This window comes from Aquiflexum sp. TKW24L (assembly GCF_023502205.1).
Classification (GTDB): Bacteria; Bacteroidota; Bacteroidia; order Cytophagales; family Cyclobacteriaceae; genus Cognataquiflexum.
Genome location: NZ_JAMFLG010000002.1, coordinates 121,538 through 132,954 on the forward strand (window position 1 = coordinate 121,538; position 11,417 = coordinate 132,954).

The window sequence follows — 11,417 nt, forward strand, 5'->3', positions numbered from 1 at the left end:
ATTTTTGGGATGGAATACAGGTAAAAGTAAAAAAGGCTATAAACTAACCAAAATTTAATTGACCAAATGACGGAAAATATACAGGAAATAGGATTTTTCGATATAGTAAAGAATAGAAGGTCGGTTAGGATTTTTGATCAAGAGACTCCTTTTGACCATCAATCCGTCCAAAAATGCCTTGAGGCAGCCACCTTGGCACCCAACAGTTCCAACATGCAGCTTTGGGAATTTTATCGAATACCAGAATCCTCCCCACTCAAAGATCAGATTTCCAACTTATGCATGCGCCAAAAGGCAGCTACTACAGCACGTGAGCTTGTGGTCATCGTCACTAGAAGAGACAAATGGAAATCTCGGGCAGCTGCAAATCTTGCTTACATCAAAGAAACATACAAAGACACACCAGGCAAAAAACAAAAGCAGGCAGAAGCATACTATGGCAACCTAGTCCCAAAGCTCTATTCTAAATACCCTTTTTGGTCCATGACCAAGCAAGTAATCTCTTGGTTCATGTCATTGAAAAGACCCATGGTAAGGGAGGTCTCCGAGGCAGATGTACGTGTTTCAGTTCACAAAAGTGCCGCATTGGCCGCCATGACCTTCATGTTCGCCATGAAGGCAGAAGGATATGACACTTGTCCCATGGAAGGGTTTGATTCAGCAAGGGTCAAAAAACTCCTTAATTTACCAAAAGCAGCAGAAATCAATATGATCATTGGCTGTGGGAAGGGATTGCCTGAAGGGACTTATGGCAAAAGATTCAGATTACCAAACGAGGAGGTTATTTTTAAAGTTTGAGTTGTTATTCCTCAAAAGAGAAAAATAATCTGAGGCTTCCGCCAATTACAGTGTGAAATCGACCTGAAAAAGAATCAGTTTAGGTTTTTGTCAATACCCATACTTTCCTTTCCACTTATCTTTTAGGTATTTTCTCAATTCATTTTCCCTCGCATTATTGCCGGGATCATACAGTTTGAGGTTTTTGATTTCATCGGGCAGAAATTCCTGCGCTACAAAATTCCCTTCATAGTCGTGCGAATACTTGTATTCCTTGCCATAATTGAGATCCTTCATGAGTTTTGTGGGCGCATTGCGGAGATGAAGCGGAACAGACAGGTCTCCTTTTTCCCGCACCAAAGCTTGGGCTTGGTTGATGGCAAGGTAGGCCGCATTGCTTTTTGGTGAACTTGCCAAATATGTGACGCATTGGGAAAGGATAATCCTCGCCTCCGGATAACCGATGATTTTGACTGCTTCAAAGCAATTGGTTGCCAAAAGAAGTGCATTTGGATTGGCATTGCCGATATCTTCTGAAGCCAAAATAACCAATCTTCTCGCTATAAACTTTACATCCTCACCGCCTTCGATCATCCTCGCTAGCCAATACACCGCCGCATTTGGGTCCGATCCCCGAATGGACTTGATAAAAGCAGATATAATATCGTAATGTTGTTCTCCGGATTTGTCATACAAGGCCACTTTCTGCTGGGCAATCTCGGTGACAATGTCATTGGTGATGACACAAGGGTCCTTATTGATCCCATCTATGACTATTTCTAGCAAATTCAAAAGCTTACGCCCATCTCCACCCGAAAGCCTGAGTAGGGCTTCAGTTTCTTTGAGCTCCACAGTTTTCTTTTTGAGGTCCACATCCTTTGCCAGTGCCTGTTTGATCATGGCTTCCAATTCGGTCCGGCCAAGAGGATTGAGTGTGAAGACCTGACATCTGGACAAAAGCGCTGCATTTACCTCAAATGAAGGGTTTTCAGTCGTGGCTCCAATTAGCCTGATCGTTCCTTTTTCTACCGCACCCAATAAAGCGTCCTGTTGGGATTTGTTGAACCGATGGATTTCATCGATAAAAAGAACGACTCCAAGTTGGAATTTGGCTTTTTCAATTACCTCTCGGATATCCTTGACACCCGAACTCACCGCACTCAAAGTATAAAAAGGTGCTTTGATCTCGTTGGCAATGATATTGGCAATGGTTGTTTTGCCCACCCCAGGAGGTCCCCATAAAATCAGCGAAGGCACATTTCCACTTTTGATGGCTTTATGCAAAAAAGAACTCGGAGAAGAAAGATGTTCCTGACCGATTAAGTCTTCCAACTTGTGTGGGCGCATACGTTCGGCTAGCGGGATCTGATTCATCTCTTTGATTATTTAAAATAGTCTTTACAATACTATTGACTTGGAGGAACAAAATTAACCAAGTCAATTTAAATTATGTGTTCCTTATACACATTCCCATTTTTTACTTATAAAAAGTCAGAACCTCAGATTTAATCTCTCGATTTTGTTTTCAATTTTCCAAAGCCAATGTCAAAATTTGAAATATCAGAAAACGAGGTAATTCCCATAATATTCAGAATCTCAAAATCAAGTAGATATCTTAATTATTAAAATTTATTCAATCGATTGCATAAATTTTAATAAAATTATCTGGAAAAGGTGAGAAATTTTATAAAAAATAAAACTGAAGAATTATCCTTATTTCGACTCAAATAGGTTACTTTTATTCTGGAAACAAAGGAATTTTTATGGCTCACACCGACTCAAGAAGGGCTGCTTTTCGCCTCTACAAAAAACTTAAATACGGCTGGATATTGGCAACCAGTACCTTTGTCGGAAACTTTGTTATAGCTCTGGTCACCGCTTACCTTTTTCATAACCTTGGGTATGGAGAGGATGTTAACTATGTTTTTTTTCTTGCTGTTTTAGCCACAGGACTTTGGATTACAGAAGCCATCCCACCGTTTGCTGTAGGCATCTTCATATTCACCGGATTATTACTGGGGTTTGGCACGGATTATATTTTAGAGGATTCCAAAACACCCGTTGAGATGTATCTTGGTACTTGGACCAGTAATGTGATTTGGCTTTTGTTGGGCGGTTTTTTCCTCGCAGAGGGCATGAGTATAGTTGGTTTGGATCGGTCCTTGTTTAAATTTACCATAGACAAATTTGGGCAGGAGCCCAACAGATTGCTTTTAGGCATCATGTTTACTACCGGAGTGGTCAGTATGATCATGTCTAATACTGCAACCACTGCCATGATGATCTCTTCAATTTTACCTGTGGTCCGTCTTTTGGGTAAAAATTCGCCCTACTCCAAAGCACTTTTGATTGGGATACCGGCAGCAGCAACTTTGGGGGGAATGGGAACGATCATTGGAAGTACACCAAATGCCATCGCTGTGGGCGCCTTACAGGAAAAGGGTCTGAACATCACATTTATAGACTGGATGATATTTGGGATTCCGATGGCTCTTATTTCTTTGTTAATATTTTGGTTTTTCCTTATAAAAACCCTCCACCTGAAAGAAATCAAACTTGACCTTTCCGAAATAACTTCCAAAAGTGGTTCAAAAAATATTCTTGAAAGGAATGCTGTAGTTTTTACCCTTTCGGTAACGGTCGCCATGTGGTTGACAGAGCCTCTTCATGGCTTGCCCATCGCAGCAACTTCTGCCATCCCGATTGTTTTCTTGACACTATTCCAAGTGATCAAAGCTGAAGATGTGAGAAGGCTCCCATGGGATACTTTAATGTTAGTCGCAGGAGGCCTTGCGTTGGGTATTGCCATGGTAGATGTCGGACTGACTGACATCATCATGAAAAAGATATCCCAACTGCCGATTTCCATGATTGGTGTTGCGATCGTCTTTTCTTTGGTCGCAGTGACCATTTCCAATATCATGAGCAATACTGCTGCTGCGGCGATTTTAGTGCCCCTGTGCCTTGCATTACCGGGTATTTGGGGATTTACAGTTCCTTTGATGATATCACTGAGTTGCTCCTCTTCTCTCCTACTTCCGGTGTCTACCCCTTCTAATGCAATTTCCTATTCAACTGGCCTAGTTGAACAAAAAACTTTTAGACCAGGAGGAATTTTAATGATGATAATAGGACCTTTACTTTCCTTTTTGACAGTAATGCTATACGGGTGGTTATTTTTATAAATAACATAATGGTTATCCACTTCTTTGCCGGTAGGCCAATAATCTTTTAAAAATGGGTTGGAAGACGGAAGTCGGAAGATTATATTTTTTGAACCAAATTTCTCATTTTTTCCAAACCGGTTTTTGCAACAGACAATGCATCTTGCTTCCAATAATCCTGATTAAATAGTTCTAGTGAAAGCACTTTATTTCCACCCATATTTTTCAGATCAATCAATATCTCTTTCATAGGAGCTGCGCCGTCTCCAGGATAGACACGGTCTTTATCTGCTTGGTCTTCCCTCGGAATAGATGCCACAAAATCATTCATATGGAAAATTTCAACTGTTTTTCCGTTGAGCATTTTCAATCCATCATATCCCGATCCCCCCCGAAAAAGATGGTAAACATCAGGCAAAATCCGGGTATCAGGATCATTGGCAACTGCCGCTACCATCAACACCTGGCCCAAATGATGAAAAAATGGAAATGCTCCCCAAAATTCCAGTTGGGGCATGACGCCTGTCTTTCTTCCTAGGTCCAATAAAGCTTTGTACCGCTCTCCAGCCTTGAACAGATCCAAAGGTGCCGTAACTCCGGCAGCAGGGGCTGCGACACGATTACAGCCCAATGAAGCTAAAAGCTCCATTTCCTGCTCCATTTGAACCATTCCGGCTTTTCTCTTTTCGTCATCATCTACCATCCAAGGTGCAAAACCGATGGCATTTTCAAATTTTAAACCAGAATCCCCTAAATATTTTTTCAATCCAACAACAGAATTTCCGGCTGCAAGGTATTCCTGAATGTCTCGGATCCATAATTCTACGCCATCATATCCCGCCTTGGCGGCAATGTCCAGATAGCCGATCAAACCAGGCTTTTGGCCCGTGATGGTACTGGTATTCAAGCAAAAACTAAATTGACTTTCTTTTCTCTTTTTGGGACCTGCTCCAAAAACTCCTGCTGTGGCAACCACACCGGTAGTAAGTCCAAGGGCTTTGATAACATTCCGTCTTGTTGTCATGTTGGTTTGTGATAAATTTTGGTTGATTGTAAAATAAAATTCTGAAAATACTCCTCTAAACCTTAAAAATACTTTTTACAAATAAGAAAAATCAACCACCTATATAAATCAATAATTCTTCTGGTTTTCCACATGTTTTTTTATTTATATTGATTTCCCAACTAATGATGTCGCAAACAAAACCTATGAAACCCTGTATTTTTTTACTCATTATTAGTATTTGTATTTTATCAAATCTCCAAGCACAATCCTCGCAGGAGTTAGAAGATGCTTATAAGGCAAATATTCCGCTTCATCAGGAAATCGTCAGCGGTGGCTATTACGTCGATCCTCCACAAAGTATAGAAGGAGACCCCTATTTCCTGTCAAAAAATTTTGAGTATGGAAGACTGACCATCAATGGTTTAGCCTATGAAAATGTTCCTTTATTGTATAATATTTTTTCTGATGAAGTGGTTACTTTTCACCCCATCCACAAACAGAAAACACTGATCAAGACTGATAAAATTGACGGTTTTGTTTTGCCTCAGAACATACGTTTTGTCCGGATTCCGATAAATCCCGGGTACAGCCACCACGGAAAAGGGTTTTACGAATTAGTGGAAGAGGGAGAGAAGGCAAATCTGCTTTGTAAACATTATAAAACAACGAAGGCCAAAAGAGAGGTGTCTAAATATAGCAGTACTTTTCAGGATAAATTTGATTTCTTGATCAAAAAAGGAGATCAGATACAACTAGTTAAAAGTAAAGGACAGGCAATTACTTTTCTTGAACTTGATAAGAAACAAATTAATAAAAATGCAAAAGTGAAAAACCTGAATTTCAGGAATGACCGACGCATTTTCTTAGCTTTTTTGGTAGAATCCTTTAACAGCCCAGTCCATGAATAAACTGATACTGTTTCTTGTTTTTTTTGGACTATTAAATATCCCGAGGTCCTTTGCCCAAGATATTAAAACTGTCGAAGAAAGGATTTCAGGTCTCTTTCCCTCACTGAATTTTGAACGGTTTGCATACCAGATAGAATCACAAACCTCTTACAAATTCTATTTTTCCAAAGAGGATGTAGAAGGTCTTGTAGTCAATATCAGCGCAAAAGACAACACCATCCACCAAGTTCTTTCAGGTGTCTTTGATGGTACAGACCTGAAATATTACCTCGATGAAAAAAACAGGATTTTTGTAACCAAAGGGAAGGTCTTGGACACATCTTTACCTTTAGACTTTTTTTCACAGGTATCTGAACTTGAAAAGGACAGTACCCTTCGACAGGAGGATATCAGTAGGGCATTTTCACGAAACAAGTTGTACGTCATTGGAAAGCCGGACAATTCGGGCAAAACAGAGGCAATATTGAGCGGAAAGATTACTGGCCTGGAAACAGGGAATCCTGTCTTTGGAGCAGTAGTTTTCGAAAAAATCAATTATACCCGAGCCATCGCAGACCAAGACGGTTTTTTTGAAATAAAACTTCCTATTGGCCGGCACACCATTTTTATTCAAAATCTTGGGGGATTTGTAGAACAACGACAAATTAGCCTCCAGGGTGATGGTGTTTTGGATGTAGCCATTGAGGAGAATATCATTTCACTTTCTGAAGTCACCATTTCTTCAGAGAAAATGACCAATATTTCCCGACCGGAGATGGGCGTTCAGAAACTGAATATGGAAACGATGAGGCAAATTCCTGCCATCTTGGGTGAAGTTGATATCATCAGGAGCATTTTGACATTACCAGGCGTGCAGACAGTCGGTGAAGCAAGTGTAGGATTTAATGTTCGAGGAGGTGCAGCAGACCAAAACCTGATTCTCTTCAATCATGCTACCATATATAACCCTTCACATCTTTTCGGATTATTTTCAGCATTCAATCCGGACTTGGTAGAATCAGTGGATTTGTACAAAGCAGGGATTCCTGTCCAATATGGAGGCCGGCTTTCATCGGTCTTAGATGTGCATGCCAAATATGGCAACACAGACAAAATCACCGTCCGAGGAGGAATTGGTTTATTGACTGGTCGGATATCAGTCGAAGGTCCGATTGGTGAAAAAACCACTTTCGCACTTGGAGCAAGATCCACTTACTCTGATTGGTTGTTGAATATTTTGGAAGAAAACACAGATTTCAAAGATGGAAGAGCAAACTTCTATGACCTCAATTTAAATGTCTCTCATAAAATAGACGAGAAAAATATCATCCGACTGAATACTTATGGCAGCAGTGACCGCTTTGGATTTGACAGGGATACCACCTTTACATACCAAAACAGGAGCATCAATCTTGGATGGACTCATTATTTCAGCGAAAGGCTGGAAGGAGAATTTGTAGCGGGAAGAGACAATTATAGGTTTGATATCGAGGGCAGAGATAACCCATCCAACGGCTATGATTTTGGTTTTGGTATCAAGCAGGACTTTTTCAAAGCCAATTTTAAATATGAATATGACTTGAGACACACTTTTAATTTTGGGGTAAATACCATCAGGTATCAGTTGAATCCCGGGTTTATCCAACCTGCCGGAGCGGAATCCATTGTGGTGCCCGAAGAAGTTAATCCCGAGCAGGCACTGGAAACCTCGATATACCTTGGGGACAACTTTGAGGTGACTGACGAATTTTCAATCAATTATGGGATGCGCTACGCCATTTACAATTATTTGGGACCGAATACAGTCAGAGAATACCAGCCGGGATTACCTGTTTCCCCACCAAACTTGATCGAGGAGACGACTTTCAACAGCGGCCAAACCATCAAAACTTATAGTGGCCCCGAATTCCGGATTTCGGCAAGGTATAGCCTCAACAACACATCTTCTGTCAAAGCAGGATACAACACCAACAGGCAGTTTATCCACTTACTGACCAACAATGCCGCCATCGCTCCGACTGACATCTGGAAGCTTAGCGATCCGAATATCAGGCCTCAGTGGGGAGATCAGGTATCGATTGGATATTATCGAAATATCAAAGTAGATAAGTATGAGTTCTCCGTAGAGGCTTATCATCGGAATATGAAAAACCTCATAGACTTCCGCTCCGGAGCCACATTGATTCTGAACAATGCCATAGAACAAAGTGTCCTCAAAACCGATGGGCGGGCTTACGGTGCAGAATTTTTGCTGAGAAAAAATACAGGAAAGTTCAATGGTTGGCTCAGTTATACTTATTCGAGGTCATTGCTGAGAACAGCACAGGATGAAATGGCCGAAAAAATCAATGGAGGGGAGTGGTATCCTAACAATTTTGACCAACCCCACAATGCTGTATTGGTAGGAAACTATGCCTTGAGCAAGCGGTTCAGTACCTCAGTCAATGCCAATTACAGTACCGGTAGACCGATTACTCTCCCTGTCGCGAAGTTCAATTACGGTGGTTCGGAGCGGGTATATTTCTCTGACAGAAATGCTTACAGGATTCCTGATTATTTCAGGATTGATGTCTCGATCAATATTGAAGGCAACCATAAAGTCCGAAAACTTGCACATTCCTCATGGTCAATTGGGGTCTATAACCTTCTCGGCAGAAGGAATCCCTACTCGGTATATTTCACTCCTGTAAATGGCGTATTGAAGGGATACCAATTGTCGATATTTGCAGAACCGATTCCATTTATTACTTATAATTTTCGAATCTGATGAGAAAGAGGACGTCTTATATTGTAGCAGTATTATTGATGTTGTTGTGGGGAAGTTGCCGTGACCCTTTCGAACCGGAAGTGACCGACCAAAATCTATCCCTAATCGTCGTAGAGGGATTTATAGAAACTGATGGTGAAAAATCCGAAATCATTATAAGCAGAACCAATCCAATAAGAAGCATCCAAAATTTTGAACCGGAAATTGGCGCTTCGGTATTTCTAAAATCAGAAACAGGAGAAGAATGGATTTTTCAAGAATCTGAGGTGGGGGTTTATTCTTTTTCAGGATTTTTTGATCCAGGTTTGGAATACCGGTTGGGAATTAATCTCCGAAATGGACAACAATATCTTTCCGAATCAATGAATCCCATTATCAGTCCAGAAATTGAAGAACTAGGTTTTTTGAAAGACGAGGCCGGGGTTGAAATATTTGTGAGTACAAAGGGAAATGAAGAGGCTCAATATTTTTTGTGGGATTATGAGGAAGACTGGATTTTCAGGCCGGGAGTCAGGAGTCAATATATTTTTAACCCCTTGACGCAAGATGTGGATTTCAGGAATGCAGATCAAAAAATAGACCTCTGCTGGAAGTCAAATTTATTTCCAAAAATAATTCTGCAAAATGCATCGCGATTCCAAGACAATACCATTCTCCAGCGTGAGTTGGTGAGGATTCCTCCGAATTCCGAAAAACTTATGCAGCGCTATAGCATCATCGTTCGGCAAAGAGCCATCAACCAGGAAACCTATGATTTTTGGGAGATTTTAAGAAAAAACTCAGATGACATCGGTGGGATATTCAGTCCACTGCCCTCTCTAATCAGAGGTAATATTAAAGCAACCAGTGAAAATGGAGACAGCGCAATTGGAATGGTCAGCATGGGAAAATCAGCGTCCAAAAGGATTTTTATCAATGTGCAAGAGGTAGCGCCATGGCCCTATTTTATCGAAGAATATGAATTTTGTAGGATGGACCAAGACACCGTATATATTGAAAACTATGAAAGGGAATTTTCCACCAGAAATAGGATACCTATTGTGCCGGTGATAGTAGGTACCACGACGATTGGATTTCGTGCAGCATCAAAACAATGTACTGATTGCACATTGAGAGGAACCAATATCAAACCTGAATTTTGGGAGGATTAATTTAAATAATGATGAAAAAGAGACTTTTGACCCTAATTTTTTTGGTTTTAATATTCATCCCAAGGATGAGTTGGAGTCAGGACAAGGTAGCGGAATCAGTATTTGCCCACGTTTCCAAAAATATTGCGGCAGCAGGGGAAAAGGTTTGGTTTTCTATCCAAGCATTGGATCAAAATCTCAATTTCTATTCTAAAATAGGGTACGCCGAATTGGTAGACAGGAATGGATTAGCGGTCTATCAGGTCATTTATCCATTACAAAATGGTAAATATGAGGGAATCCTAGAAATCCCAAATAGCTTGGAATCCGACCATTATCTGTTGAGATTCTATACAAGAATCAGCCCGGTGTTAAGCGAAAAAGGGGTATTCAACCAATTCATTACTATTATCAACCCCAAAAAACCATCGAAAGTCAAAGCCACCATCCAAAACGGTAAAAGCTATGGTTTCATAAAAGCTGAAGAAATCAGTCCAAAGAATCAGACTTCCCTTTCCTTAAAATCAAAGACTAGTATTGATTTTCCTTCATCCTTTGATGGGAAAGTGTCCTCAATATCCGTCTCAATTTCAAATCCATTTTTGCCGGAAACCCACCATGGCTATATCCGAAGGGAGATCTATCGTGATATTCAAGATAATTCCGATCTCATCCCAGAACCCTATGGACATATTGTATATGGCAAAAACCTGAACACAATGATTGATACGACAGAAACATTTTTTCTTTCGTCACATGGTGTACAATCGTTTTTAAGTTCCGCAAAACCAAAACCAAGTGGCGACCTGTATTTTGAAATAGGCGCATTGAAAGCTTTTAATTACCTCATTGCCCAATCATCCCATATCGAAAATCAACTCAATTTCTCCCCTGAACTCCCATTCTTAAAATTGAAATTCAAAGAAGACTTTATATTTCCAGTGCTGCAAATGGAGGAAAAGGACCGGGAACTTCTCACCGATTTGATCACATCCGGTCAAGTCAGTAATTATTATTATTCTAATGACTCTGTGGAGTTTGCACCGATTGTAGTTGGATTTGATGCTGACAAAACTTATCTGCTCGATGACTATACGCGATTTGAAAATCTGGAAACAACCCTCCGTGAATATGTTCCAGAAGTATTGGTAAGGAAGCAGGACAAAAAAACGCTATTTAAAGTATTGAACAATCCCCTTGGTTCGGTCTTTCAGGAAAATCCCCTGATCATGATTGATGCTATGCCCGTTTTTGATACGGATGCTTTGGCTGCATTTGATCCTGTAAACATCCAAAAACTTGAGGTAATGACCCGTGAGTTTTCCTTCAATAGAGATAAATATTCCGGTGTCCTGAGTTTTACCTCATTCAACAATGATTTCGGGAAATTTCAACTGCCACCTAATGCACTTTACCTCAATTACCCTGAAATCCAAAAAGTAAAAACACCCAAATCACCCCATTTGAATTCCAATCTTTCACAGGAAAATTTCCCTGATTTTAGAAGTACACTCTACTGGAATGCTACGGCAAATGGTATTACCTCACCCTTAGAAATCAATAGCTCCGAAATATCCGGAAATTTTGAAATTATATTAGGATATCAAGATGGGGATGGAAACATGAAGTTTATGAAAAAACCTCTGAAGGTGGTAAACAGATAACCTTCCTCGAAAAGAAAATCAA

At 40.4% G+C, this 11,417-nt stretch carries 8 protein-coding genes; 6 read left to right on the forward strand and 2 right to left on the reverse strand.

Features of this window, described 5'->3' with window-relative positions; genetic code table 11:
* Nucleotides 1–66 precede the first annotated feature (66 nt).
* Nucleotides 67–798 (forward strand): nitroreductase family protein, encoded by a 732-nt coding sequence (locus M3O96_RS01925; protein ID WP_249718252.1) that lies wholly within the window; start codon nt 67–69, stop codon nt 796–798.
* A 90-nt stretch (nt 799–888) separates the two neighbouring features.
* Here M3O96_RS01925 and M3O96_RS01930 read toward each other — a convergent pair whose 3' ends face one another.
* Nucleotides 889–2,151, reverse strand: a complete 1,263-nt coding sequence (locus tag M3O96_RS01930) for a replication-associated recombination protein A (protein WP_249718254.1) — start codon at nt 2,149–2,151, stop codon at nt 889–891.
* A gap of 389 nt (nt 2,152–2,540) precedes the next feature.
* On the opposite strand from M3O96_RS01930, the gene M3O96_RS01935 reads away from it, so the two are divergent.
* Nucleotides 2,541–3,962, forward strand: a complete 1,422-nt coding sequence (locus M3O96_RS01935) for an SLC13 family permease (RefSeq protein ID WP_249718256.1) — start codon at nt 2,541–2,543, stop codon at nt 3,960–3,962.
* Nucleotides 3,963–4,041: 79 nt separating this feature from the next.
* Here M3O96_RS01935 and M3O96_RS01940 read toward each other — a convergent pair whose 3' ends face one another.
* A complete protein-coding gene (locus M3O96_RS01940; RefSeq protein WP_249718259.1) occupies nt 4,042–4,965 on the reverse strand; it encodes a sugar phosphate isomerase/epimerase family protein in 924 nt (307 codons plus the stop codon).
* 185 nt (nt 4,966–5,150) lie between these two features.
* On the opposite strand from M3O96_RS01940, the gene M3O96_RS01945 reads away from it, so the two are divergent.
* From M3O96_RS01945 to M3O96_RS01960, 4 genes are read left to right on the forward strand one after another with little or no spacing between them, the layout of a single operon-like run.
* Complete coding sequence (locus M3O96_RS01945; protein WP_249718261.1) at nt 5,151–5,855, forward strand: hypothetical protein; 705 nt, start codon at nt 5,151–5,153, stop codon at nt 5,853–5,855.
* The gene (locus M3O96_RS01950) at nt 5,848–8,601 is read left to right on the forward strand and encodes a TonB-dependent receptor (RefSeq protein WP_249718263.1); all 2,754 of its coding nucleotides are present in this window, start codon (nt 5,848–5,850) and stop codon (nt 8,599–8,601) included. Before M3O96_RS01945 ends, M3O96_RS01950 begins: the two co-directional genes overlap by 8 nt.
* Nucleotides 8,601–9,752: a DUF4249 domain-containing protein gene (locus tag M3O96_RS01955; RefSeq protein WP_249718264.1), complete on the forward strand. Its 1,152-nt coding sequence runs from the start codon at nt 8,601–8,603 to the stop codon at nt 9,750–9,752. The genes M3O96_RS01950 and M3O96_RS01955 overlap by 1 nt, the downstream gene beginning before the upstream one ends.
* 8 nt (nt 9,753–9,760) lie before the next feature.
* A complete protein-coding gene (locus M3O96_RS01960) occupies nt 9,761–11,395 on the forward strand; it encodes a hypothetical protein (protein ID WP_249718266.1) in 1,635 nt (544 codons plus the stop codon).
* Nucleotides 11,396–11,417 lie beyond the last annotated feature (22 nt).